Raw genomic sequence first — 23,842 nt, 5'->3', positions numbered from 1 at the left:
GGAGAGCCACCAGCACGGAACCCGCGCGATCAAAGATTCTCTTTGGTCTCCACCCCCTTCGGAAGGCAGAGAGTGTCCTCTTCCATCACCACGCCCGAGGGCATCATCAACCCCCCGATTGATGAGCTCCTCGAGGCCACCGACTCGAAGTACAGCCTCGTGATCTACGCCGCCAAGCGCGCGCGTCAGATCAACGCGTACTACTCGCAGCTCGGTGAAGGTCTCCTTGAGTACGTCGGCCCGCTCGTCGACACCCACGTACACGAGAAGCCGCTTTCGATCGCGCTCCGCGAGATCAACGCGGGTCTGCTGACCTCCGAGGCCATCGAGGGCCCCGCGCAGTAAGCAGGAACAGGCATATCTCACTCCAGGCCCGGCGGTCCCACCGCCGGGCCTGTGGTGTCTTATGGGGACGGCGCGTACGCAGCCGGGTGCGCCGACACCACGAGAGCGGGGAGAGGCAGTGGACAAGCCGAAGGTCGTCCTGGGGGTCAGCGGGGCATCGCCGCCTACAAGGCGTGCGAGGTACTGCGCAGGCTCACCGAGTCAGGTCATGACGTCCAGGTGGTGCCGACCGAGGCGTCGCTGCACTTCGTGGGCGCCGCCACCTGGTCCGCGCTCTCCGGCCACCCCGTGTCGACCCAGGTCTGGAACGACGTCCACCAGGTGCCGCACGTCCGGACGGGACAGGCCGCGGACCTCGTCGTCGTGGCGCCCGCCACCGCCGACCTGCTCGCCAGGGCCGCCCACGGCCTCGCCGACGACCTCCTCACCAACACCCTGCTCACGGCCCGCTGTCCGGTGGTCTTCGCGCCCGCCATGCACACCGAGATGTGGGAGCACCCGGCCACCCAGGAGAACGTCGCCACGCTGCGTCGGCGCGGGGCCGTGGTCATCGAACCCGCGGTCGGCCGGCTCACCGGAGCCGACACCGGCAAGGGCCGGCTGCCCGATCCGGGCGAGATCTTCGAGGTCTGCCGTCGAATTCTGGCCAGGGGAACCGCCGCCCCCGACCTCGCGGGCCGCCACGTGGTCATCAGCGCGGGTGGTACGCGGGAGCCGCTCGACCCCGTCCGCTACCTCGGCAACCGCTCCTCGGGAAAGCAGGGCTACGCCCTGGCGCGCACCGCGGTCGCCCGGGGGCGCGGGTAACCCTGATCGAGGCCAACACCGGGCTGCCGGACCCGGCGGGAGCCGAAGTCCTGCGGGCCGGGACCGCCGCGCAGCTGCGCGAGGCAGTGGTGGAGGCGGCGGCCGGAGCCGACGTGGTGGTCATGGCCGCGGCCGTCGCCGACTTCCGGCCCGCGGTGTACGCCACGGGCAAGATCAAGAAGAAGGACGGGCGCGAGCCCGAGCCCGTCGCCCTGGTCCGTAATCCGGACATTCTCGCGGAGATCTCCGCCGACCGGTCCCGGCCGGGCCGGATCGTCGTCGGATTCGCGGCCGAGACGGACGACGTGCTGGCGAACGGCCGCGAGAAACTTCGCCGCAAGGGTTGTGACCTGCTGGTCGTCAACGAGGTGGGGGAGCGGAAGACGTTCGGCTCCGAGGAGAACGAAGCCGTCGTGCTGGCCGCCGACGGGGCCGAGGTCCCGGTGCCGTTCGGGCCCAAGGAAGCCCTCGCCGACACCGTCTGGGACCTTGTGGCAGCGCGTTTCGGCTAGGTTCCGTCATCCCTCCGCCGGGTGGCTGAAAATATTGGAAAGCGGATGTTTACGCCGCTCAGCGGGAGGGATGGTCACACTGGTGTCATCAGTGCCGCATGTCACAGAACACCCAAGGGGCGAGACGCGTGGCCCAACCGCCGGAACCGACCGATAAACTGGCCGCCGGACCGTGCCGGGCGCAGCTCCCGGACGTTCCATCAATGCTCAGCCAGCAGCCGCTGCAACCCCAGGGAGCGATGTGTCCCGCCGTCTCTTCACCTCGGAGTCCGTCACCGAGGGTCACCCCGACAAGATCGCTGACCAGATCAGCGACACGATTCTCGACGCGCTCCTGCGGGAGGACCCCTCCTCGCGCGTCGCCGTCGAGACCTTGATCACCACTGGTCTGGTGCATGTCGCGGGTGAGGTCACGACCAAGACCTACGCCGACATCCCCAACCTTGTGCGCAACAAGATCCTGGAGATCGGCTACGACTCCTCCAAGAAGGGCTTCGACGGCGCGTCCTGCGGCGTCTCGGTATCCATCGGCGCGCAGTCCCCGGACATCGCCCAGGGTGTCGACACGGCGTACGAGCAGCGCGTCGAAGGTGCCTCCCAGCGGGAGGCCGACGACGAGCTCGACAAGCAGGGCGCGGGCGACCAGGGCCTCATGTTCGGTTACGCGTGCGACGAGACGCCCGAGCTGATGCCCCTCCCGATCCACATCGCGCACCGGCTCTCGCGCCGGCTGTCCGACGTCCGCAAGAACGGGACCATCCCGTACCTGCGCCCAGACGGCAAGACGCAGGTCACCATCGAGTACGACGGCGACAAGGCCGTCCGTCTCGACACGGTCGTCGTCTCCTCGCAGCACGCGTCGGACATCGACCTGGACTCACTGCTCGCGCCGGACATCCGTGAGTTCGTCGTCGAGCACGTCCTGGCGCAGCTCGTCGAGGACGGCATCAAGCTGGAGACCGAGGGCTACCGCCTCCTGGTGAACCCGACCGGCCGCTTCGAGATCGGCGGCCCCATGGGCGACGCCGGCCTCACCGGCCGCAAGATCATCATCGACACCTACGGCGGCATGGCCCGCCACGGCGGGGGCGCCTTCTCGGGCAAGGACCCCTCGAAGGTGGACCGCTCGGCGGCGTACGCGATGCGCTGGGTCGCCAAGAACGTCGTCGCGGCCGGGCTCGCCGCCCGCTGCGAGGTCCAGGTGGCCTACGCGATCGGCAAGGCCGAGCCCGTCGGGCTCTTCGTGGAGACGTTCGGCACGGCCACGATCGAGACGGAGAAGATCGAGCACGCGATCGGTGAGGTCTTCGACCTCCGCCCGGCCGCGATCATCCGCGACCTCGACCTGCTGCGTCCGATCTACGCCCAGACCGCGGCCTACGGCCACTTCGGCCGGGAGCTCCCCGACTTCACCTGGGAGCGCACCGACCGCGTGGAAGCACTGCGCAGGGCCGCGGGCCTGTAACGACGCCGGGGAGACGGGCTCGGACCCGGCCTTCCCCGGGCCCGTACGAACGCGGCCGTCCGGCTCATGCCCGGGGCCCGGACACCGATCGCGGTGGCCGGGCCCCGGCGTCGTGACGCCCGGCGCCGCTGTCAGTGCCCTCTGGTAGGAATGTGGCTGTGAGCAGCGACGACGAGCGGTCCGCCGGACCCGACGCGGGGGCACCGGAGCAGCTTGCGCTGATCCGGGAGACCGTGCGCAGGGCGCGGGTGCCACGGGCCAAGCCGCGCACCTGGCGCGGGGCCGCGCTGGCCAAGGAGCTGCCCGTCGCCCGGGTCCTGGTCAACAAGGGCGTGCTCCATCTCGACCAGTACTTCGACTACGCCGTCCCGAAGAGCTCGACGCGCAGGCCAGGCCCGGCGTCCGGGTGCGGGTGCGGTTCGGCGCCGGAGGGCGCAACGTCCGGGGCGGCCGACGCGAGGGCGGCGGACTGATCGACGGGTTCCTCATCGAGCGGCGCGCCGAATCCGATTACCAGGGCGCGCTCGCCGCCCTCGCCTACGTCGTCTCACCCGAACCGGTCCTCGGCCCGGAGCTGCTCGCGCTCTCGCGGGCCGTCGCCGACCGGTACGCGGGCAGCCTCGCCGACGTCCTCCAGCTCGCCGTGCCGCCCAGGAACGGCAGAGCGGAGTCCAGGCCGTCCCCTGATCCCCTGCCCCCGCCCGCCCCGCCGGAGGCAGGGAGCTGGGAGAGATACGGCCAGGGACCCGCGTTCCTGCGGGCGCTGGCCGAGGGCGGAGCCCCGCGCGCCGTGTGGACCGCGCTGCCGGGCCCGCACTGGCCGGACGAGATCGCCAGGGCGGTGGCCGCCACACTCGCCTCCGGTCGGGGCGCGCTCGTCGTCGTACCGGACGGCCGGGCCGCCGCCCGGGTCGACACCGCGCTCACCGGGCTGCTGGGGAAGGGGCGGCACACGCTCCTGACGGCGGACTCCGGACCCGAGAAGCGCTACGGGCAGTGGCTCGCGGTGCGCAGGGGCTCCGTGCGGGCGGTCGTCGGGACGAGGGCCGCGATGTTCGCACCCGTCGCCGATCTGGGCCTGGTCGTCGTCTGGGACGACGGCGACTCCAGCCACAGCGACGACAACGCCCCGTTCCCGCACGTCCGGGAGGTGCTGGAGCTCCGGGCCGCGCACGGCGGATGCGGGTTCCTGCTCGGTGGTACGAGCTGCACCGTGGAGGCGGCCCAGCTGGTCGAGACGGGCTGGGCGCTGCCCCTGAGTGCGGACCGGGAGCGGCTGAGGAGCGCGGCGCCCCTCGTGCGCACGGTCGGGGACGGCGAGCTGGCGCGGGACGGCGCGGCTCGCAGCGCCCGGCTGCCCAGCCTCGCCTGGCAGACCGTCCGGGACGGTCTGCGTACCGGTCCCGTACTGGTCCAGGTGCCCCGTCGGGGGTACGCGCCCCGGCTGGCCTGTGAGCGCTGCCGGACACCGGCGCGGTGCCGGCACTGCGCCGGGCCGCTGGGCGCCCCCGACCAGCAGGACCTCGACTGTGCCTGGTGCGGGCGGGCCGAGACGTCCTGGCACTGCGAGAGCTGCGGGTCCTTCCGGCTGCGGGCCCAGATCGTCGGGGCCCGGCGCACGGCGGAGGAGCTGGGCAGGGCGTTCCCCGCCGTCCCGGTGCGCACGTCCGGGCGCGACCACATCCTGGATGCGGTGCCGGGTGTGCCCGCGCTGGTCGTCAGTACCCCGGGCGCCGAACCCGTCGCCGATGGGGGGTACGCCGCCGCGCTGCTGCTGGACGGCTGGGCCATGCTCGGCAGGCCCGACCTGCGGGCGGGTGAGGAGGCGCTGCGCCGGTGGACTTCGGCCGCCTCGCTCGTCCGGGGGCAGAGCGAGGGCGGCACCGTGGTGATCGTCGCGGAGCCGACGCTCCGCGCCGTGCAGGCGCTGGTGCGCTGGGACCCCGCCGGGTACGCGCGGCGTGAGCTGGCGGAGCGGGCCGAGCTCGGCTTCCCGCCGGTGTCCCGGATGGCCTCGGTCACCGGTCCGGCCGAGGCGCTGGCCGCGTTCCTGGCCGCCGCGGAGCTGCCGCCGCAAGCGCAGATCCTGGGGCCCGTGCCGGTGCCCGCCGCCGAGCCCGGAAGGCCGCGCAGGGCGTGGGACGCCCCGCCGGGCGAGAGCTGGGAGCGGGCGCTCGTACGGGTGGAGCCGGGGCGGGGAGCTGCCCTCGCCGCGGCTCTGAAGACGGCGCAGGCGGCGCGCATGGCCAAGGGCGGCGGCGAGCCCGTCCGGATCAGGATCGATCCGCCGGACATCGGCTGAGGGGCCCGGGGGGCTGCCCCGCCGTGTGTGCGGCACGGAGGGGCAGAGGGGGCGGAGCGTCAGCCGTTGCGCGGGCCGGGGAAGGCGCCGGGGCGCAGCTCCTCCCGCGGCGCGGGGCCGGCGGCCGAGGGCTGGGGCGGCATCGAGCGGGCCGCGGGTACGCAGGGGAGCGGGGGGCCGGAGGCGGCGACGGGGGCGGGGATCACGGCCACCGGCCGCTGCGCCTCGCTCCCGTCGGCGACCGCCTCTTCGGCGGGCGCGGGGTTCGGCGCGTTGCGGCGGGCGCCGTAGCGGCGGTGCACCGCCTGCTTCGTGACCCCGAGGGCGGAGCCCACCGCGTCCCAGGAGAAACCGAGCGAGCGGTCGAAGTCGACCGCCGCGGTGACCAGGGTCTCGACGCTGTCCCGCAGTTCCTGGGCCAGGCGGACGGTGGGAGCCGGAGCCCTGCCGTAGACGACGAAGCCCGCTGACGGGCCGGAGCGGCGTGGACGGTAGACGTTGCCCAGCTGTGCGGTGAGGGTGCGCAGCGCGTCCACCTGCCGCCGGACCCGCTCGATGTCCCGCACCAGGAGATGCAGACTGGCCCGGGCCTGGGCGTCGTGGGTTGCGTGGTCGGCCATGAAGAAGCCTCTCGAACCGGCGATGAAAGGGATCGGGGCCGCACCGAGGCGGCCCACTTCGGTCAATCTCTCTTGACCAACGCGCCACCGGGGGATGTGGTCACGCTTACCGGGGCGTATGTGCGTGTGCGGGGGGCGCACGGCCTCGCGTACGCCCCCCGGTCGCCGGGGTGGCCACTGGCCCTAGACTGGTGTGCTGCGCATCACCGTACGTCGGCCCGAGAGGCAGTCAGCCCCCATGAAGCTCGTCTTCGCAGGCACCCCAGAGGTGGCCGTACCCGCCCTGGACGCCCTGCTCGCCTCCGGCCGCCACGAGGTGGCCGCCGTCGTCACCCGTCCCGACGCACCCGCCGGGCGGGGCCGCCGGCTGGTCGCCAGCCCCGTCGCGGAACGTGCGGAGGAGGCCGGGATCGAGGTGCTCAAGCCCGTCAGACCGCGCGACGAGGAGTTCCTCGCGCGGCTGAAGGAGATCGCACCGGACTGCTGCCCCGTCGTCGCCTACGGGGCGCTGCTGCCCAAGGCTGCGCTCGCCGTGCCCGCCCGGGGCTGGGTCAACCTCCACTTCTCGCTGCTGCCCGCCTGGCGCGGCGCGGCGCCCGTGCAGCACGCGGTCATGGCGGGCGACGAGGTGACCGGCGCCTCGACGTTCCTGATCGAGGAAGGGCTGGACTCGGGGCCGGTGTACGGCGTCCTGACCGAGGAGGTACGGCCCACCGACACCAGCGGCGACGTCCTGACCCGGCTCGCCTTCGCCGGCGCCGGTCTGCTCGCCGCGACCATGGACGGCATCGAGGACGGCACCCTGCACGCGGTCCCGCAGCCGGCCGATGGTGTCACCCTCGCCCCCAAGATCACCGTCGAGGACGCCCAGGTGCGCTGGTCGGCCCCCGCGCTGCGGGTCGACCGGGTGATCCGGGGCTGCACCCCCGCCCCCGGCGCCTGGACGCTCTTCCGCGGGGAGCGCCTGAAGCTGATCCAGGCCGTGCCCGTCCTGGAGCGCACCGGCCTCGCGCCGGGCGAGCTCTCCGCCGCCAAGAACAACGTGTACGTGGGCACCGGCTCGCACGCCGTGGAGCTGCTGTGGGTCCAGCCGCAGGGGAAGAAGCCGATGCGCGGCGCCGACTGGGCGCGCGGGGTGCGGATCGTGCCGGGCGAGCTGCTGGGGGCATAGCGGAGGGCGGCGCGTTCGCCCGGGGAGCACAGGACGGGCCCGCCCCGGCCGCGACGTACCCTGGGAGGGTCGTCCCCTCACCATCAGCGGAGCACCTTTCTCGTGACTGACCAGCAGCGTCGCCGTCCCGCCAAGCCGCATCGCCGTCCCCAGAAGGACCCGGTACGGTTCCTCGCCTTCGAGGCGCTGAGGGCGGTCGACGAACGCGACGCGTACGCCAACCTCGTCCTGCCCCCGCTGCTCAAGAAGGCACGGGCCAAGGGCGACTTCGACGGCAGGGACGCGGCGCTCGCGACCGAGCTGGTCTACGGGACGCTGCGCCGCCAGGGCACGTACGACGCGATCGTCGCGGCCTGCGTCGACCGGCCGCTGAGCGAGGTCGACCCGCCGGTGCTCGACGTCCTCAACATGGGTGTGCACCAGCTGCTCGGCACCCGTATCCCGACCCACGCCGCCGTCTCGGCCAGCGTGGAGCTGGCCCGGGTGGTGCTGGGCGAGGGGCGCGCCAAGTTCGTCAACGCCGTGCTGCGCAAGGTGACGGCCCACGACCTGGACACCTGGGTGGCGCAGGTGGCCCCCTCCTACGAGAAGGACGCCGAGGACCATCTCTCCATCGTCCACTCGCATCCGCGCTGGATCGTCTCCGCACTCTGGGACGCTCTCGGCGGAGGCCGCGCCGGGATCGAGGACCTCCTCGAAGCGGACAACGAACGGCCCGAGGTGACCCTGGTCGCCCGTCCCGGCCGCTCCACCACCGGTGAACTCCTGGCCGCTCTCGGCGAGGACAACGGACTGCCCGGCCGCTGGTCGCCCTACGCCGTGCGGATGGCCGAGGGCGGTGAGCCGGGCGCTCTGACCGCCGTCCAGGACGGCAGCGCCGGAGTGCAGGACGAGGGGAGCCAGCTCGTCGCCGTGGCCCTCGCCAACGCGCCGGTCGAGGGCAGGGACACCCGCTGGCTCGACGGCTGCGCGGGCCCCGGCGGCAAGGCCGCGCTGCTGGCGGGCCTCGCGGCCGGCCGGGGCGCCGCCCTCCTCGCCGCCGAGAAGCAGCCGCACCGCGCGCGGCTCGTCGAGCGGTCGCTGGCCGGCAACCCGGGCCCGTACCAGGTGATCACCGCGGACGGGACCCGCCCGCCGTGGCGGCCGGGCTCCTTCGACCGGGTCCTGATGGACGTCCCGTGCTCCGGTCTGGGGGCGCTGCGCCGTCGTCCCGAGGCGCGCTGGCGACGCAGGGCGAAGGACCTCGAAAGCTTCGCGCCGCTCCAACGCGGCCTCCTGCGCGAGGCGTTGAAGGCCGTACGGATCGGCGGGGTCGTCGGTTACGCGACTTGTTCGCCGCATCTCGCGGAGACCAGGGTCGTCGTCGACGACGTACTCAAGGGCCGGGGCGGACAGCAGTCCTTCGAGGCCAAGTGGGTGGACGCGCGTCCTCTGATGCCGGGCGTGCCCGCGCTGGGGGAGGGACCGGACGTACAGCTCTGGCCCCACCTGCACGGCACGGACGCGATGTACCTGGCGCTGCTGCGGCGCACGGCCTGAACCGGTCGGAACACCGGCGAAAAGCCGGTAATGCGTGAACTGTGAGGTTCACGCGATGCTTTGGTACGTACCGAGGCGGGGAAGTGGCGCGGAACGTGGCAGGCTGGGGGCATGGCGCAGATCAACCCCAGCATCCTGTCCGCCGACTTCGCGCGTCTCGCCGAGGAGGCGAAGGCCGTCGAGGGAGCCGACTGGCTCCACGTCGACGTGATGGACAACCACTTCGTGCCCAACCTGACGCTCGGTGTGCCGGTCGTCGAGGCACTGGGCAGAGCCACGGACACCCCGCTGGACTGCCATCTGATGATCGAGGACGCGGACCGCTGGGCGCCGCAGTACGTCGAGGCGGGCGCCGGTTCCGTCACCTTCCACGTGGAGGCGGCGGCGGCGCCGGTGCGGCTGGCCAGGGAGATCCGGGCCAAGGGGGCGCGCGCCTCGATGGCGCTCAAGCCCGCCACGCCCGTCGAGCCGTACGAGGACCTCCTCCCCGAACTCGACATGCTGCTGATCATGACGGTGGAGCCGGGCTTCGGAGGCCAGTCCTTCCTGGACATCATGCTGCCGAAGATCCGCCGCACCCGTGAGCTGATCAGGAAGCACGGTCTCGAACTGTGGCTCCAGGTGGACGGCGGGGTCTCCGCCACCACCATCGAGCGGTGTGCCGAAGCGGGCGCCGACGTGTTCGTGGCGGGTTCCGCGGTGTACGGCGCCGGGGACCCGGCCGAGGCGGTGCGGGGACTGAGGGCCCAGGCGGACGCGGCGACGGCCGCGGCGTCCTGGGCATGCGGCCACTGAGCCAAGGACAGATGAACGCGGCCCGACGTGGCTGATCAGGGATCGCCGTATCTGACAGGATGAACGGCGTATCGGGCGTGTGAACAGCAGTGAGGAGATCGCGGTGTCTGGCATCTCGGCGGGTCGGTCAGCCATGCGGATGGGACCCGCGGAGCTCGTGCAGGCGGCGGCCATGGCCCGCCGGTTCTACCTTGAGGGCAAGTCGAAGATCCAGATCGCCGAGGAGTTCGGCGTCAGCCGTTTCAAGGTGGCCCGGGTCCTGGAGACCGCCCTTGAGCGGGATCTCGTACGCATCGAGATCCGGGTTCCGGCCGAGCTGGACGCGGAGCGCTCCGACGCGCTCAGGGCCCGCTACGGACTGCGCCACGCGGTCGTCGTCGAGTCCCCGGCCGAGGAGCAGGAGGACGCCCCCGACCCGGAGAACCTGGGCGAGGTCGCGGCCGATCTCCTCGGCGAGCTGGTGAACGAGGGCGATGTGCTGGGACTGGCCTGGGGCCGGTCCACCATCCACATGGCGGCGGCACTCGACCGGCTGCCGCCCTGCACGGTCGTGCAGCTCACCGGGGTGTACGACGCGGGGACGGCCGAGCGCGGCTCGGTCGAGGCGGTCCGCCGCGCGGCGCAGGTGTCCGGCGGCGAGGCGCACCCGATCTACGCGCCGATGCTGCTGCCCGACCCGGCCACGGCGGCCGCGCTGCGGAACCAGACGGGCATCGCGCGCGCCTTCGAGTACTTCGACAAGGTGACGGTCGCCGCGGTCTCCATCGGCTCCTGGGAGCCGGGCATCTCCACCGTCCACGACATGCTCTCGGACGAGGAGCGCGCCCACTACGCCTCGCTCGGCGTCGCGGCCGAGATGTCCGCGCACCTCTTCGACGCGCAGGGGCGCAGGGTGGGACGCGACCTGGGCGAGCGGTGCATCACCGTGGAGGCGGACCGGCTGCGCAGGATTCCCGAGGTGGTGGCGATCGCGGGCGGCCAGCGCAAGGCGGCGGCGATCGGCGCGGTCCTGCGGTCCGGCCTGGTCACCAGCCTGGTGACGGACACGGCCGCCGCCGACTTCCTGCTGACCGAGTCGGCGGCCGGAACCCGTCCGGCGCTGGAGCGGGCCGACCCGGACACCGTCTGAGCAGCGGGGCGGAGCGGACAGACGGAGGGCCGGGCGGCGCACGGTGCGCCCGGCCCGCCGCGCTCAGCACGAGCGGGCGTCGCTCCCGCCGCGCAGGGCGGCGCGGCGGGCGGAGAAGCCGAGCACGGTCTCCTCCAGATACTCCTCCGGCTCCTCGTACTGACTGACGTCGGCCGGGTTGTAGCGGGGGTGAGCCGGGACCAGTCCAGATTCCCGCGCATCCAGCTGCGCATGCCGTCCAGATACGGGACGAGCATGTCGGCCAGCTGCGGATACAGGTCGAGCAGCTCCTCCTCGGCCGTGAGGAAGCGTTCGGTCTCGGCGGCTATCCGGGCGCAGACGTGGTCGATGGCCTGCTGTTCCCCGTAGCCCCGGTGGTGGCGGACCAGGTGCACGAGGTTGTGGATCTCGCCGAGGACCTGCTCCTTCTCGAAGGAGTAGACGTCATTGGCCCAGCACACCACGTTGCAGGACGCTTCCAGCGCGGTGATGAAGCGGGGGTCGTTGTGGATCGACTCCGGGGCCTCGATGCCCGCTACGATCTCTATCAGGTCCATGCAGACGTGGATCGCACCCGTGTGCCGCCGCTTGGCGATGTACGTCTCCTCGGAGGGCACCACGCCTTCGGCCCGGTTCCCGGCCTCCCAGCTGGTGGCCGTCGTCAGGTACGTGGTGAGGTGCCAGGCGAAGCGCCTTCGCCAGTGCGGCGCCGTGCCCGGGATGGTGCGCGCCCACAGGTCCTCCAGCGCGACGACGGCGGCGGGGAGCTGCACGTCGGCCGTCGGAGCGGTGCTCAGGCCGTCCACGACGGCGAGCATGCGGGCGACCACTTCCCGTACACGTTCCGGATCGCGGCCCAGCTGGCCGTCGTCGAGCTGGTCGTCGACGAGGAACAGCCAGACGAACCAGTCGGCCACCAGATCCAGGTGTTCGGGGCCGGCGGCCGGATAGACCATCCCGACGAAGGAGCCGAAATCGGCTTGTTCGAACCTGGCTCTCGCGGATGCCCTGTGTACGAGGCCGGTCCGTCGAGTCCAGGTGTCGAGGTGCTCACGGGTCTGCCCGACGTGCGGACTGGTCCGCTGGGGGAACGGGCAGTAGATGTCCGGCAGTTCGCTCTCCACGGGCGGATTCGAATCCTCTCCGGTCAAACGCGTGACAGGTGTTCCGGTCGTTGGTCCTCGGCGCTGCGGTACCTCTGAGACCTGCGGATTTGAAGCTACCTGACCCCTTGTCACCGGGTCCAGCGATGGTGATCGGGAATGGTTCGAATGTCGTTCGGGTAGGGTCTGCGGGTAAGGCAGGTTCCACTTGCCCGGCCCTCCCGACCTCCTCCTCGGAGGAACAGACGAGAACGGGGGGCTTTTGCTGTGTCTTCGTGGAGACGACCTGCACCGTTTCGTATGAAAAAATGAGTGTTATGCGTTTTCTTGAGCCGGGCACCGGTCGCTACACAGAGTCCCCCTCGGTCCCGTACGACCTCACCTACGACGATGTCTTCATGGTTCCCGGGCGCTCCGCCGTCGGGTCCCGCCAGGGCGTGGATCTCTCCTCGCCCGATGGCACGGGCACCACGATCCCGCTCGTCGTCGCCAACATGACCGCGATCGCGGGCCGCCGGATGGCCGAGACCATCGCACGCCGCGGCGGTCTCGTCGTCATCCCCCAGGACATCCCGATCGAGGTCGTGACCGAGGTCATCAGCTGGGTCAAGACCCGCCACCTGGTGCTGGACACCCCGATCGTGCTGGCCCCCGGGCAGACCGTCGCGGACGCCCTCTCCCTGCTCCACAAGCGCGCCCACGGCGCGGGCGTCGTCATCGACGACGACTACCGCCCCGTCGGCGTCGTCACCGAGCACGACCTGACCGGCGTCGACCGCTTCACGCAGCTCACCGAGGTCATGTCGAGGGACCTGGTCCTGCTCGACGCGGACATCGACCCGCGCGACGCCTTCAACAAGCTCGACGGCGCCAACCGCAAGCTCGCCCCCGCGGTGGACGCGGACGGCAGGCTCGCCGGCATCCTCACCCGTAAGGCCGCACTGCGCGCGACGCTCTACACCCCCGCGACCGACGCGGCGGGCAGGCTGCGCGTCGCCGCCGCGGTCGGGATCAACGGCGACGTGGCGAGCAAGGCCAAGCAGCTGCTCGACGCGGGCGCGGACACGCTCGTCGTGGACACCGCCCACGGCCACCAGGAGTCCATGATCGCCGCGGTCCGGGCCGTCCGGGCGCTCGACCCCCAGGTGCCGATCGTCGCGGGCAACATCGTGGCCGCCGAAGGCGTGCGCGATCTGATCGAGGCCGGCGCCGACATCATCAAGGTCGGTGTCGGTCCCGGCGCCATGTGCACCACCCGGATGATGACCGGAGTGGGCAGGCCCCAGTTCTCCGCCGTCCTGGAGTGCGCGGCCGAGGCGAAGAAGTACGGCAAGCACGTCTGGGCCGACGGCGGTGTCCGCCACCCGCGCGACGTCGCGATGGCACTCGCCGCTGGCGCGTCCAACGTCATGATCGGCTCCTGGTTCGCCGGTACGTACGAGTCGCCGGGCGACCTCCAGCAGTCCGCCGACGGGCGCTACTACAAGGAGTCCTTCGGCATGGCGTCGGCGCGCGCCGTGAAGAACCGCACCTCGGAGGAGTCCGCGTACGACCGGGCGCGCAAGGCGCTCTTCGAGGAGGGCATCTCCACCTCACGGATGTTCCTGGACCCGACCCGGCCCGGCGTCGAGGACCTGATCGACTCGATCATCGCCGGTGTCCGCTCCTCCTGCACCTACGCGGGCGCGGCCTCCCTGGAGGAGTTCGCACAGAAGGCGGTCGTCGGGGTGCAGAGCGCCGCCGGATACGCCGAGGGCAAGCCGCTGCACGCCAGCTGGAGCTGATCCCGGCCCTCCGCGGCAACCGCTGAGCCCCTTCCGGCGACCGACGCCGGGAGGGGCTTTCGCACGGGCCGCACCGGGTGCCGGGCGCCCTCCTCGGGGCGTCTCCGCGCCCTCCTCAACTCAGTTGACAATTAAGTAACATGAGCCGCAATCAGCTGCCCGCCCCTCTGCGGTAAGGGATCTCATGTCCTTCTTCACTGACCTGGCCCATCAGTACATCGACGGCGAGTGGAGGCCGGGGAAGGGGTCGTGGGACATCATCGACTTCAACCCGTACGGCGGGGAGAAGCTCGCCTCGATCCCGGTCGCCACCGCCGAAGAGGTGGACCAGGCATACCGTGCGGCCGAACGGGCCCAGCAGGCGTGGGCGGACACCAACCCGTACTCCCGGCGGGGTGTGCTGGAGAAGGCGCTGCGGATCGTCGAGGAGCGCGAGCCGGAGATCAGCGAGGCGATCGTCGCCGAGCTGGGCGGCACGCGGCTGAAGGCCGCCTTCGAGATCCACCTGGCCAAGGAGTTCCTCCGCGAGTCGATCCAGCTCGCGCTCCGGCCCGCCGGGCAGATACTCCCCTCACCGACCGAGGGCAAGGAGAACCGGGTCTACCGGGTTCCCGTCGGCGTCGTGGGTGTCATCAGCCCCTTCAACTTCCCCTTCCTGCTGTCGCTCAAGTCGGTGGCGCCCGCGCTGGCCCTCGGCAACGCCGTGGTGCTCAAGCCGCACCAGAACACCCCGATCTGCGGCGGCACCCTGCTGGCGAAGGTGTTCGAGGACGCGGGGCTGCCCGCCGGCCTCCTGAACGTCGTGATCACCGACATCGCCGAGATCGGTGACACGCTGCTGGAGCACCCGGTCCCGCAGGTCATCTCCTTCACCGGCTCGGACAAGGTGGGCCGGCACGTCGCGACCGTCTGCGCGGCGAACCTGAAGCGCGTCGTACTCGAACTGGGCGGCAACAGCGCGCTCATCGTGCTCGACGACGCCGATGTGGACTACGCCGTGGACGCGGCCGTCTTCAGCCGGTACATCCACCAGGGCCAGGTCTGCATGGCGGCCAACCGGATTCTGGTCGACCGGGCGGTGGAGAAGGAGTTCACCGAGAAGTTCGTCGCCAAGGTGGCCTCGCTGCGGGTCGGCGACCCGGCCGACCCGGCCACCCAGATCGGCCCGCTGATCAACTCCACGCAGGCCGAAGCGGTGTCCAAGCTGGTGGACCAGACCGTCGCGGCCGGCGCCACGGCGCTGCTGCACGGCCGGGCCGAGGGCAACGTGGTGAGCCCGTCCGTGCTCACCGGCCTCGCCGGCGACTCACCCGTCCTGCACCAGGAGATCTTCGGTCCCGTCGCGCTGCTGGTCCCGTTCGACGGCGAGGACGAGGCGGTACGCATCGCCAACGACACCCCGTACGGGCTGAGCGGCGCCGTGCACACCGGCAACATCGAGCGCGGGGTGCGGGTGGGTCAGCGCATGCACACCGGCATGGTCCACATCAACGACGGCACGGTCCACGACGAGCCCCTCGTCCCGTTCGGCGGCGAGAAGGCGTCGGGTCTCGGCAGGCTGAACGGCGAGTCGATGATCGAGGCGTTCACCACGCAGAAGTGGATCTCGGTGCAGCACGGGCGCTCGCAGTTCCCGTTCTGACCGGCCGGCGGCGGTGAGCGCGCCGCGGGTGGGCGCGCGTGGTCTACTTCGGGGGCGGCGGCGCCGCCGTCGCCTCCCGAACCGGACCGCAGAGAAGTGAACCGCCCGAAGTGCGCCTGAACGACCTCGACGAACGTATCGTCCACGCCCTCGCCGAAGACGCCCGGCGCTCCTACGCCGACATCGGCGCGCTGGTCGGGCTGTCCGCCCCCGCCGTGAAACGGCGTGTCGACCGGCTGCGCGCCGAGGGCGCGATCACAGGGTTCACTGTTCGGGTGGACCCGGCGGCGCTGGGCTGGGAGACCGAGGGGTTCATCGAGATCTACTGCAGCCGCAACACCTCTCCGGAGGCGATCAGACGAGGACTCGCGGCGTATCCGGAGGTGGCGTCCGCCTCGACGGTCACGGGCGAGGCGGACGCGGTCGTGCAGGTGTTCGCCGCGGACATGCGCCACTTCGAGCAGGTGCTGGAGCGGATCGCGGGGAGCCGTACGTGGAGCGGACGAAGTCCGTGCTCGTGCTGTCGCCGTTGCTGCGGCGGTATGCGGCGGGGTCGCCGCCGGCGTAGCGCGCGGGTCACTGCGGCGGGTGTCCCCTCCTCGGTCACCGGACCGGCCCGGACCTCGGCGTACCTCTGTCGGTGAGACCCACATCACCCTTCTGACCTGCGAAGACGTTCCGCGCAACGAATCGCCGTCCTGGAGCCGAAGGGCGCAATGGATCGTCGCGGGGGCGCAATGGTCGCGCCTTGTCCGGGGGGATCGGCGGGCCGTACCGTCGATACGTCTCCCCACCCCGCTCGCACCGCCCCCGAGGTCAGCCATGCCGTCGTTGCGCACCGCCCTGCTCCAGAGTTCCGGTCGTCCCGGTGCCGTGGAGGAGAACCTCAGGATCCTCGACGAGGCCGCCGGGCGTGTCGCCGGGGCCGGGGCGCAGCTGCTCGTCTGCCCGGAGATGTTCCTGACCGGCTACGCCATCGGCGACGCCGTCCCCCGGCTGGCCCAGGCCCCGGACGGGCCGGGCGCGCAGGCCGTCGCCGGGATCGCCGTACGGCACGGGCTCGCGGTGCTCTACGGCTACCCGGAGCGCGCGGGGGAGCGGATCTTCAACGCGGCGCAGCTCATCGGTCCCGACGGGGCCGCCCTTGCCAACTACCGCAAGACCCACCTCTTCGGCTGCTACGAGCAGGAGTGGTTCACCCCCGGCGAGCAGCCTGTGGTGCAGGCGGAGCTCGGTGGCGTACGCGTCGGCCTGCTGGTCTGCTACGACGTCGAGTTCCCGGAGAACGTCCGGGCGCACGCGCTCGCGGGCACGGATCTGCTGCTGGTGCCGACCGCGCAGATGCACCCCTTCCAGTTCGTCGCCGAATCCGTCGTGCCGGTGCGTGCCTTCGAGAGCCAGATGTACGTGGCGTACGTCAACAGGGCTGGACAGGAAGGCGAGTTCGAGTTCATCGGCCTGAGCTGTCTGGCCGGGCCGGACGGTGTGGTGCGGGTCCGGGCCGGCCGCGGCGAGGAGCTCGTCATCGGCGAGGTCGATCCCGAGGCGCTGACCGCCTCGCGCGCCGCCAACCCGTATCTGCGCGACCGCCGCCCCGGCCTCTACGGCTCCCTCGCCTGAGCCGGACCTCCCTCGTCACACCCCGTTCCACTGTTCCGCGCAAGGAGTCCCCACCCCATGACGTCCACGGTGCCCAACGCCGTCCAGCACACCGACGCGCAACCGCCGATCACCATGTTCGGGCCGGACTTCCCCTACGCGTACGACGACTTCCTCGCCCACCCGGCGGGCATCGGGCAGGTCCCGGCCACCGAGCACGGCGCCGAGGTCGCCGTCATCGGCGGCGGGCTCTCCGGCATCATCACCGCCTACGAACTGATGAAGATGGGGCTCAGGCCCGTCGTCTACGAGGCCGACCAGATCGGTGGCCGGCTGCGTACCGTCGGCTTCGAGGGCTGTGACCCCGAACTGACGGCCGAGATGGGCGCGATGCGCTTCCCGCCGTCCTCCACGGCCCTCCAGCACTACATCGACCTGGTGGGCCTGGAGACCAGGCCGTTCCCCAACCCGCTGTCCCCGGCCACCCCCTCGACCGTCGTCGATCTCAAGGGCGAGTCGCACTACGCGGAGACCATCGCCGACCTGCCGCAGGTCTACCGCGACGTCATGGACGCCTGGAACACCTGCCTGGAGGAGGGCGCGGACTTCTCCGACATGAACCGCGCGATGCGCGAGCGCGACGTCCCGCGTATCCGGGAGATCTGGGCGAAGCTCGTCGAGAAGTTCGACGACCAGACCTTCTACGGCTTCCTCTGCGAGTCCGAGGCGTTCAAGTCCTTCCGGCACCGCGAGATCTTCGGACAGGTCGGCTTCGGCACCGGCGGCTGGGACACCGACTTCCCCAACTCCATCCTGGAGATCCTGCGCGTCGTCTACAGCGAGGCGGACGACCACCACCGCGGGATCGTGGGCGGCAGCCAGCAGCTGCCGCTGCGCCTGTGGGACCGCGAACCGCAGAAGATCGTCCACTGGCCCCTGGGCACGTCACTCGCCTCCCTGCACGACGGCGAACCACGTCCGGCCGTGACCCGGCTGAACCGCACCGCGGGCAACAGGATCACCGTCACCGACGCGAGCGGTGACATCCGTACGTACCGTGCGGCCGTCTTCACCGCGCAGTCCTGGCTGCTGCTCTCCAAGATCGCCTGCGACGACGCGCTCTTCCCGATCGACCACTGGACGGCGATGGAGCGTACCCACTACATGGAGTCGTCCAAGCTGTTCGTGCCGGTGGACCGGCCGTTCTGGCTGGACAAGGACGAGGTCACCGGCCGCGACACCATGTCGATGACCCTGACCGACCGGATGACCCGGGGCACGTACCTCCTCGACGAGGGCCCGGACAAGCCGGCCGTCATCTGCCTCTCGTACACCTGGTGCGACGACAGCCTGAAGTGGCTGCCGCTCTCCCCGAGCGAGCGCATGGACGTGATGCTGAAGTCCCTGGGCGAGATCTATCCGAACGTGGACATCCGCAAGCACGTCATCGGCAACCCGGTCACCGTCTCCTGGGAGAACGAGCCCTACTTCATGGGGGCGTTCAAGGCGAACCTGCCGGGCCACTACCGCTACCAGCGGCGGCTGTTCACCCACTTCATGCAGGACAGGCTGCCCGCCGACAAGCGGGGCGTCTTCCTCGCGGGCGACGACATCTCCTGGACGGCCGGATGGGCCGAGGGCGCCGTGCAGACCGCGCTCAACGCCGTGTGGGGTGTGATGACCCAGTTCGGCGGTGCCACGGACGCGACGAACCCCGGCCCCGGCGACGTCTTCGACGAGATCAGTCCGGTGGAGCTTCCGGAGAACTGAGAGCGGCGGCCGAAGGGGGAGGCCGGGCGTGCCGCTGCTGATGGGGCGTCAGCGGCGTGCCCGGCTCATCTCCCCGGCCCGCCTCGGCGGCGGGTTCCTTGCCGGATCGGCGCGGACCGGGCAGCGTCAGCGGCACGGCGTGAGCAGACAGCGCCCCACCAGCCCCGTGCCCGCGTCCATCCGCTCCCTGAACTCCCCGGCCAGCCGGGGGCGCCGCGCAGCTCCCACAGCACCCCCGCCGCCGACCAGGCGGCCTCACGGGCCCGTTCCAGGCTCCACGACTCCAGCAGATGCGTGAGCGGGTCAGTGACCTCCGGCAGACCTGGCCCCGCCTCCAGCTCCTCCAGGACACGCTCCCGCACCATCGCCAGGAGATCCCCGGCCCGCTCGAACGCGTCCTCCAGATCGGGCGGGGCGCACCCGAGCGCGTGGCAGGCGTCCACCACGGCGAGCGCGAGGTCGTTACCGACGTGCGCGTTGATCCCCGCGAGCGCGAACTGCGCCGGCCGTACGCCGGGATGGCGCCGGTACCGGAACAGCGGACGCCAGCAGGCGGCCGGGCGCAGACCCGCGGCAGCCGTGTCCACCGCCGCCAGATAGCGCCCGGCGAGCAGGGCGTCCAGCGTCTCCGGGGTGCGCCGGCCGGCCTTCTCCGACACCGTCAGGTAGGCGTCGTGGAAGACCGCCACTCCGTCGTGCGGCGGCCAGCCGGAGCGGAAGGCCCGCAGCCGCCCGATCACCGCGGGGACGTCAAGGGTCGCGGTGCCGGGTCCCGCGAGGTCTGCGTACTGCTCGGACTGCGCCATGCGGGCAGCGTCCCAGTCCCCGGCCGGCCGCGGTGCCGGCAGGCCGTGCGTTCATCGGAACGGGCGAAGTTCCGCCCGTTCGCCTCAGCCCTCGGCGGCGGGCTTCTCCTGGTCGTACGTCGAGGTGCCCGAGTCCAGCAGGGGTTCCTGAGACCTCAGGTGGGCCGGTGCGAAGGCGCGCAGGGCGTGGTAACCGGTGATCACGACAACGGTGCCGAGCGCGATACCGCTCAGCTCGAAGTCGTCGGTGATCTTCAGGCTGACCCCGCCGACGCCGATGATGATGCCCGCGGCGGCCGGCACGAGGTTGAGCGGGTTGCGGAGGTCGACCCTGGCGTTCGTCCAGATCTGCGCGCCGAGCAGGCCGATCATCCCGTACAGGATGACGGTGATGCCGCCGAGCACTCCACCGGGGATCGCGGCGACGACCGCGCCGAACTTGGGGCAGAGTCCGAAGAGCAGGGCGAAACAGGCGGCGGCCCAGTAGGCGGCGGTGGAGTAGACCCGGGTCGCGGCCATCACACCGATGTTCTCGGAGTACGTGGTGTTCGGCGGGCCGCCCACCGCGGTGGAGAGCATGGAGGCGGCGCCGTCGGCGGCGATGGCGGTGCCCAGCTTGTCGTCGAGCGAGTCACCGGTCATCTCGCCGACCGCCTTCACATGCCCGGCGTTCTCCGCGACCAGCGCGATCACGACGGGCAGGGCCACCAGGATCGCCGACCACTCGAAGCTGGGCGCGTGGAAGGAGGGGAGCCCGACCCAGTCGGCGTGCGCGACGGCGGAGAGGTCGAGCCGCCAGTGGTCGACGGACTCGGCTCCGCCCGCCGGGGAGTGGATCTTCCCGAAGACCCGGTCGAGCACCCAGGACAGCACGTAGCCGAAGACCAGGCCGAGGAAGATCGCGATCCGGGAGAAGAAACCGCGCAGGCAGACCACGGCCAGTCCGGTGAACAGCATCACCAGCAGCGCCGTCCACTGGTCCTGGGGCCAGTACGTCGACGCCGTCACGGGCGCCAGGTTGAAACCGATCAGCATGACGACCGCGCCGGTCACCACGGGCGGCATCGCCGCGTGGATGATCCGCGCGCCGAACCGCTGCACCACGAGCCCCGCCAGGAACAGCACCGCGCCCACCACGAGGACCGCGCCCGTGACGGTCGCACTGTCGCCCCCACTCGCGCGGATCGTCGCGGCCACGCCGACGAAGGAGAGCGAACAGCCGAGATAGCTGGGCACCCGCCCCTTCGTCGCCAGCAGGAAGATCACCGTCGCGACACCGGACATCATGATCGCGAGGTTCGGGTCCAGGCCCATCAGCACCGGCGCGACGAAGGAGGCCCCGAACATGGCCACCACGTGCTGGGCGCCCAGCCCGAACGTACGCGGCCAGGACAGCCGCTCGTCGGGGCGCACCACGGCCCCGGGCGCCGGGGTCTTCCCGTCGCCGTGCAAGGTCCAGCGCACGCCGAGGCCGCCCATGGTCGCTCCCTGTGTGTCCGTGCGGAGTGTTCACCGCGCATGTCCGTGCGGAGTGTTCTCCCGCCGAAATGATCAGCGTCATGTTACGGCCGCGGGCCGCCTCACCCGCCCGGCGCCCCGGCCGGTCAGGTGCCGGGTCCGGCCTTCGCGGGAGAGGCGTCCGGGCCCGCGCCGCCCGGGGACACGCGGTCGGCCCCGCGCAGCACCCCCGCGCCCAGCACCAGGCCGAAGGCCAGTACCGTCACCAGGCCGAACGAGACGATCAGCGAGGTCGCCTCCGCCAGCGAACCGATCATGGAGGGCGCGATGAGCCCGGAGGTGTACGTGATGGTGGCGACCCCCGCGATCGCCTGACTGGGGTTGGGGCCGCTGCGCCCCGCGGCGGCGAACGCCAGGGGGACGACGACGGCGACCCCGAGGCCGAGCAGTCCGAAGCCGCACAGGGCCACCGCGGCGTTCGGGGCCAGGACCACGAGCAGTCCGCCGGCCGTCGCGAGCCCGCCGCCCACCCGGACCGTCCTGACCGCGCCGAAACGGTCCACGACCTTGTCGCCGGCGATCCTGGCCACGGCCATCGTCAGCGCGAACGCCGTCGTGGACGCGGCGGCCAGCCCGGCGGAGCTGCCCATGATGTCCCTGAGGTAGACCGCCGACCAGTCGAGGCTGGCTCCCTCGGCGAAGACCGCGCAGAAGCCCACGGCGCCGATGATCAGCGCCGACCTGGGCGGCAGGGTGAAGCGCGGAGGCGGCTCCTCGTCCGCCTCGCGGCGCAGGTCCAGCACCCTCTGGCAGGCGATCAGCCCGAGTGCCGTGAGCGTGAGGGCGGCGATGGTGTGGTGCAGCCGGGCGTCGGTGCCGAGGTGGGCGGCGACCGTGCCCGCGGCCGAACCGATCAGGGCGCCGACGCTCCACATCCCGTGCAGCCCGGACATGATCGACTTGTCGAGCCGGTTCTCCACCTCGACCCCGAGCGCGTTCATCGCCACGTCCGACATCCCGGCCGTCGCCCCGTAGACGAAGAGCGCCGCGCAGAGCGTCACGAGGTTCGGGGCCAGGGCCGGCAGGATCAGTGCCAGCGTCCAGAGCAACAGCAGTCCGCGCAGCGCGGTCCTGGCGCCGAGGCGGTGGCTTATGCGGCCCGCGAGGGGCATGGCGAGCGAGGCGCCGATGGCGGGGAAGGCGAGCGCGAGGCCGAGCTGTCCCGCGCTCACCGAGGCGTGGTCCTGAATCCACGGCACGCGGGTGGCGAAGCTGCCGGTCACCGCCCCGTGGACCATGAAGACCGCGGAGACCGCGATCCTGGCGTGCCTCACCTGCTCCTCGCCGAATACCGTACTGGTGGAATCCGTCGTCATACCGCCGTGCCCTCCCTGGGAATCGTGGCCCGCCGGAGGTCCCGGCAGTCGTCTCCACAACGCCGTGCGTAAAATATCAGGAACCCTGCCTGATAAATAGGCGGTGCCTCGCACGGCACGATCTGGAAGGATCGCGGTATGCCCGCCTCACCGAGCACCGCCCGGGCCATCAACGACCGGCTCGCCCTAAAACTGCTCCAGCGGGACGGTCCTCTGACGGCCACCCAGCTCAAAGCGCTCACCGGACTCTCGCGCCCCACGGTCGCCGACCTCGTCGAGCGTCTCCAGGGGGCCGGGCTCATCCGGGTGGTCGGCGAGAGCGGCGCCGAGCGGCGCGGGCCCAACGCCCGGCTGTACGGGATCGCCGCCGACCGCGCGCACCTCGCGGCCCTGGACGTGCGTACCGACAGCGTCACGGTCGTCGTCGCGGACCTCCTCGGGGTGACGCTCGCCGAGGACACCGTGCCCATCGACGTCGGGACCGGTACGGGACGGGCCATCGAGCAGGCCGTCGCACTGCTGGAGCGTACGGCGCACAAGGCAGGCCCCGTTCCGCTGCACAGTGTGGGCATCGGGGCTCCCGGGCTGATCGACCCGGCCACCGGGGAGCTCCGCGACACCACCGGCCTGCCCGCCTGGCACCGGGGGCTCGTCGCCGCGCTCCAGGAACGGCTGCCGGCCACCGTGCTCGTGGAGAACGAGACCAACCTCGCGGCCGTCGCGGAACAGCGCGTCGGCGCGGCCCGCGACCGTGACACCTTCGTCCTGCTCTGGCTCGGCCACGGCATCGGCGCCGCCGTCATGCTCGAAGGCAAGCTGCGCCGCGGAGCCTCCGGCGGGGCCGGTGAGATCGGCTTCCTGCCCGTGCCGTGGACGGCGGGGGTGCCCTCGTCCGTCAGCTGCGACGGCGGGTTCCACTCCCTGGCCGGCTCGGCCGCCGTCTGCGAGCTGGCCGCCCGGTACGGCGTACCGGCCGTGGCGCCGCGGGGCGAGCGGGGCGGCGAACAGGACCCGGCCGCGGTGCACGCGGTGCACGCCGCCCTGTCGGGGGCCGCGCACGGCGACGCCTTCCTGGACGCGCTGGCCGACCGCGTCGCGCTCGGCGCCGCCGCCGTGGTCTCGGTGCTCGACCCGGGCTGTGTGGTCCTGTCGGGCGAGGTGGGTCACGCGGGTGGCGCCGGACTGGCCGCACGGGTCGAGGAGCGGCTGGCCACGCTGTCGCCGCTGCCCACGGAAGTCAGGACGGGGGCGCTCGGCGGAGCGGCCGTGCTGCGCGGGGCACTGGTGGCGGCCCGCGAGGCCGCCCAGGACGCGCTGTTCGCACCGGGCGGTTAGCAGCGCCAGGCGGGCCCTGGCCCGCCTGCTTCCTCCGGGCGCGCCCAGGGCCGTGCGGTGACCGGGGGCGTTCCGGTCACCGCACGGCGGTCCGGGCGGGGCACGGCGGCCCCCGACGTACTGACACGGCGAGGAACCGGTGCCCGTGTGCGGAGATTAAGAGGACTAGACCAGTGAGTCAACAGGTCTGGACCAACCGCCCCGACTGTCACTGTGCGTTCCCACTGCCCCGCGATCCTGTGAGTCAGCCCACAGTCGCCCGCCCGTATGGCCGACGAGCGGCC

Annotated in this window: 14 protein-coding genes and 5 pseudogenes; 14 read left to right on the top strand and 5 right to left on the bottom strand. The window is 71.9% G+C overall.

Features of this window, described 5'->3' with window-relative positions:
- Nucleotides 1-72 precede the first annotated feature (72 nt).
- The 4 genes and pseudogenes from rpoZ to Sfulv_RS03620 all read left to right on the top strand — a co-directional run bounded on the left by rpoZ (nucleotide 73) and on the right by Sfulv_RS03620 (nucleotide 5,431).
- Entirely contained in the window at nucleotides 73-345 is a 273-nt protein-coding gene (gene rpoZ / locus Sfulv_RS03635) for a DNA-directed RNA polymerase subunit omega (RefSeq protein WP_003970369.1), read from the top strand.
- 118 nt (nucleotides 346-463) lie between these two features.
- A pseudogene (gene coaBC, locus Sfulv_RS03630) lies at nucleotides 464-1,664 on the top strand (bifunctional phosphopantothenoylcysteine decarboxylase/phosphopantothenate--cysteine ligase CoaBC).
- Nucleotides 1,665-1,905: 241 nt separating this feature from the next.
- The gene (gene metK, locus Sfulv_RS03625) at nucleotides 1,906-3,129 is read left to right on the top strand and encodes a methionine adenosyltransferase (RefSeq protein WP_173311253.1); all 1,224 of its coding nucleotides are present in this window, start codon (nucleotides 1,906-1,908) and stop codon (nucleotides 3,127-3,129) included.
- A gap of 158 nt (nucleotides 3,130-3,287) precedes the next feature.
- A pseudogene (locus Sfulv_RS03620) lies at nucleotides 3,288-5,431 on the top strand (primosomal protein N').
- Between the two features lie 59 nt (nucleotides 5,432-5,490).
- Here the strand turns inward: Sfulv_RS03620 and Sfulv_RS03615 are convergent.
- On the bottom strand, nucleotides 5,491-6,051 hold the full coding sequence (locus Sfulv_RS03615) for a hypothetical protein (RefSeq protein WP_173311250.1): 561 nt from the start codon (nucleotides 6,049-6,051) through the stop codon (nucleotides 5,491-5,493).
- 238 nt (nucleotides 6,052-6,289) lie between these two features.
- On the opposite strand from Sfulv_RS03615, the gene fmt reads away from it, so the two are divergent.
- From fmt to Sfulv_RS03595, 4 genes are all read left to right on the top strand, one after another.
- Nucleotides 6,290-7,222: a methionyl-tRNA formyltransferase gene (gene fmt / locus Sfulv_RS03610; RefSeq protein ID WP_173311247.1), complete on the top strand. Its 933-nt coding sequence runs from the start codon at nucleotides 6,290-6,292 to the stop codon at nucleotides 7,220-7,222.
- A 102-nt stretch (nucleotides 7,223-7,324) separates the two neighbouring features.
- A complete protein-coding gene (locus tag Sfulv_RS03605; protein WP_173311244.1) occupies nucleotides 7,325-8,761 on the top strand; it encodes an RsmB/NOP family class I SAM-dependent RNA methyltransferase in 1,437 nt (478 codons plus the stop codon).
- A 111-nt stretch (nucleotides 8,762-8,872) separates the two neighbouring features.
- A complete protein-coding gene (gene rpe / locus Sfulv_RS03600) occupies nucleotides 8,873-9,556 on the top strand; it encodes a ribulose-phosphate 3-epimerase (RefSeq protein WP_173311241.1) in 684 nt (227 codons plus the stop codon).
- A 133-nt stretch (nucleotides 9,557-9,689) separates the two neighbouring features.
- Entirely contained in the window at nucleotides 9,690-10,685 is a 996-nt protein-coding gene (locus Sfulv_RS03595; RefSeq protein WP_218900284.1) for a sugar-binding transcriptional regulator, read from the top strand.
- A 63-nt stretch (nucleotides 10,686-10,748) separates the two neighbouring features.
- Here the strand turns inward: Sfulv_RS03595 and Sfulv_RS03590 are convergent.
- Nucleotides 10,749-11,809 (bottom strand): annotated as a pseudogene (locus Sfulv_RS03590) (terpene synthase family protein).
- Between the two features lie 296 nt (nucleotides 11,810-12,105).
- Here Sfulv_RS03590 and Sfulv_RS03585 point away from each other — a divergent pair.
- From Sfulv_RS03585 to Sfulv_RS03565, 5 genes and pseudogenes are all read left to right on the top strand, one after another.
- Complete coding sequence (locus tag Sfulv_RS03585) at nucleotides 12,106-13,572, top strand: GuaB1 family IMP dehydrogenase-related protein (protein ID WP_173311235.1); 1,467 nt, start codon at nucleotides 12,106-12,108, stop codon at nucleotides 13,570-13,572.
- A gap of 184 nt (nucleotides 13,573-13,756) precedes the next feature.
- Nucleotides 13,757-15,214 carry an aldehyde dehydrogenase family protein gene (locus tag Sfulv_RS03580; RefSeq protein WP_173311232.1) on the top strand — a complete coding sequence of 486 codons (1,458 nt, stop codon included), beginning with the start codon at nucleotides 13,757-13,759 and terminating at the stop codon, nucleotides 15,212-15,214.
- Nucleotides 15,215-15,324: 110 nt separating this feature from the next.
- A pseudogene (locus tag Sfulv_RS03575) lies at nucleotides 15,325-15,782 on the top strand (Lrp/AsnC family transcriptional regulator).
- A 254-nt stretch (nucleotides 15,783-16,036) separates the two neighbouring features.
- Nucleotides 16,037-16,834 carry a carbon-nitrogen hydrolase family protein gene (locus Sfulv_RS03570; protein ID WP_173311229.1) on the top strand — a complete coding sequence of 266 codons (798 nt, stop codon included), beginning with the start codon at nucleotides 16,037-16,039 and terminating at the stop codon, nucleotides 16,832-16,834.
- 57 nt (nucleotides 16,835-16,891) lie between these two features.
- Entirely contained in the window at nucleotides 16,892-18,583 is a 1,692-nt protein-coding gene (locus tag Sfulv_RS03565) for a flavin monoamine oxidase family protein (RefSeq protein WP_173311226.1), read from the top strand.
- 126 nt (nucleotides 18,584-18,709) lie between these two features.
- Here the strand turns inward: Sfulv_RS03565 and Sfulv_RS03560 are convergent.
- From Sfulv_RS03560 to Sfulv_RS03550, 3 genes and pseudogenes are all read right to left on the bottom strand, one after another.
- Nucleotides 18,710-19,389: pseudogene (locus Sfulv_RS03560) on the bottom strand (DUF5995 family protein).
- 84 nt (nucleotides 19,390-19,473) lie between these two features.
- A complete protein-coding gene (locus Sfulv_RS03555; protein ID WP_173311223.1) occupies nucleotides 19,474-20,868 on the bottom strand; it encodes a uracil-xanthine permease family protein in 1,395 nt (464 codons plus the stop codon).
- A gap of 125 nt (nucleotides 20,869-20,993) precedes the next feature.
- Nucleotides 20,994-22,223 (bottom strand): MFS transporter, encoded by a 1,230-nt coding sequence (locus Sfulv_RS03550; RefSeq protein WP_173311220.1) that lies wholly within the window; start codon nucleotides 22,221-22,223, stop codon nucleotides 20,994-20,996.
- A gap of 138 nt (nucleotides 22,224-22,361) precedes the next feature.
- On the opposite strand from Sfulv_RS03550, the gene Sfulv_RS03545 reads away from it, so the two are divergent.
- A complete protein-coding gene (locus tag Sfulv_RS03545; RefSeq protein WP_173311218.1) occupies nucleotides 22,362-23,558 on the top strand; it encodes an ROK family transcriptional regulator in 1,197 nt (398 codons plus the stop codon).
- Nucleotides 23,559-23,842: the final 284 nt, after the last annotated feature.

Origin of the sequence: Streptomyces fulvorobeus, assembly GCF_013167895.1 — a bacterium.
GTDB lineage: Bacteria > Actinomycetota > Actinomycetes > Streptomycetales > Streptomycetaceae > Streptomyces > Streptomyces fulvorobeus.
Note: the sequence above shows the minus strand (reverse complement) of the source record. Positions and strands in the feature narration are given on the sequence as shown.

Coding starts and splice junctions, on each gene's coding strand:
- Sfulv_RS03615 (WP_173311250.1), bottom strand. CDS start 6,051: ATGGCCGACCACGCAACCCACGACGCCCAGGCCCGGGCCAGTCTGCAT.
- fmt (WP_173311247.1), top strand. CDS start 6,290: ATGAAGCTCGTCTTCGCAGGCACCCCAGAGGTGGCCGTACCCGCCCTG.
- rpe (WP_173311241.1), top strand. CDS start 8,873: ATGGCGCAGATCAACCCCAGCATCCTGTCCGCCGACTTCGCGCGTCTC.
- Sfulv_RS03595 (WP_218900284.1), top strand. CDS start 9,690: ATGCGGATGGGACCCGCGGAGCTCGTGCAGGCGGCGGCCATGGCCCGC.
- Sfulv_RS03585 (WP_173311235.1), top strand. CDS start 12,106: ATGCGTTTTCTTGAGCCGGGCACCGGTCGCTACACAGAGTCCCCCTCG.
- Sfulv_RS03580 (WP_173311232.1), top strand. CDS start 13,757: ATGTCCTTCTTCACTGACCTGGCCCATCAGTACATCGACGGCGAGTGG.
- Sfulv_RS03570 (WP_173311229.1), top strand. CDS start 16,037: ATGCCGTCGTTGCGCACCGCCCTGCTCCAGAGTTCCGGTCGTCCCGGT.
- Sfulv_RS03565 (WP_173311226.1), top strand. CDS start 16,892: ATGACGTCCACGGTGCCCAACGCCGTCCAGCACACCGACGCGCAACCG.
- Sfulv_RS03555 (WP_173311223.1), bottom strand. CDS start 20,868: ATGGGCGGCCTCGGCGTGCGCTGGACCTTGCACGGCGACGGGAAGACC.
- Sfulv_RS03550 (WP_173311220.1), bottom strand. CDS start 22,223: ATGACGACGGATTCCACCAGTACGGTATTCGGCGAGGAGCAGGTGAGG.
- Sfulv_RS03545 (WP_173311218.1), top strand. CDS start 22,362: ATGCCCGCCTCACCGAGCACCGCCCGGGCCATCAACGACCGGCTCGCC.